This window comes from Serratia sp. A07, from assembly GCF_058725505.1.
Window position 1 is genome coordinate 1 of the sequence record NZ_JBZXDO010000183.1, and the last position, 1,083, is coordinate 1,083.

Below are 1,083 nucleotides of genomic sequence, written 5' to 3' on the forward strand. Positions count from 1 at the left end.
GCTATGCCGCCTTTTGCGAACACTATGGCGTATTGGCTTCGCATAATAATCCGGGAAAAGGCCACGAGAATGGCGCGGTGGAATCAGCACATGGTCACCTCAAGCGCCGGATACGTCAGGCTTTGCTTATGCGCGGAAACACCGACTTCGACAGCGTAGAAGAATACCGCAGCTTCATCACCACGCAAGTGTTGCGTCATAACCAACGCCATGCCGGCGCAGTTGCACAAGAACGCGAACACCTCAATCCATTGCCGCTACAGCGCTGCGCAGATTATGAAGAGCTCCTGGCCCGCGTAACAGCCAGCAGTACGGTGACGGTGAAACTGGTGGTTTACAGCGTGCCGTCCAGGTTGATCGGCCTGACGCTGAAGGTTCGCCTGTGGGATGACCGGTTGAGTTTTTATAACGGCAGCAGCGAAGTCTATCACTGCGCACGGGTTAGGCCGGAGAAAGGCAAACGGCGGGCACGCAGCATCGACTTCAGACACATGCTGGATAGTCTGGTGAAAAAACCGAATGCGCTTTACCACGCCGCCCTGCGTGAAGATATCTTGCCTGATGAACGCTGGAATGCGTTGTGGCGGGCGTTGTGCACCCGGGCGACACCAGGGCTGGCCTGCCGGATTATGGTGCAAACGCTGAAAATGGCTGCGGAGCATGATGATATCGATGACCCTCGTAAAAAACTGGCGCAGCTGTTGAAGTCAGGTCGCGAACTGACGCTGGATCAGGTCCAGCGCCAGTTGGGAATACCGGTTCAGACCCCGGCACCGCAGACGGTCGTTCAGCATAAACTGGCGGACTATGAAAAAATCGTGTCGGAGGCCAGTCGATGACAGATATCAGCACGCTGGAGCGATTACTGCGCGAACTGCGATTATCGAAAATGGGCATGGAATGGCACCCACTGGAAAAAGTGGCGCTATCGGAGGGGTGGAGTCCCTCCAGATACCTGCTGGCGCTGTGCGCAGAAGAATCCGGGCACAGAACAACGGAGCGGCGAAAACGGTATCTGAAAGAAGCGCGTCTGCCGGCTGGAAAAGGCCTTGATGGGTATGACTTCAGCCAGGTACCGGAGTT

Annotated in this window: 2 protein-coding genes; both read left to right on the forward strand. The window is 56.1% G+C overall.

What is annotated here, in order from left to right:
• Window positions 1-839: transposase (locus tag AC4PR2_RS29065; protein ID WP_492176072.1), on the forward strand; the 839-nt coding region annotated here is incomplete at its 5' end.
• Window positions 836-1,083 (forward strand): ATP-binding protein (locus AC4PR2_RS29070; protein ID WP_492176073.1); only part of this gene is annotated, 248 nt, incomplete at its 3' end. The genes AC4PR2_RS29065 and AC4PR2_RS29070, both read left to right, overlap by 4 nt.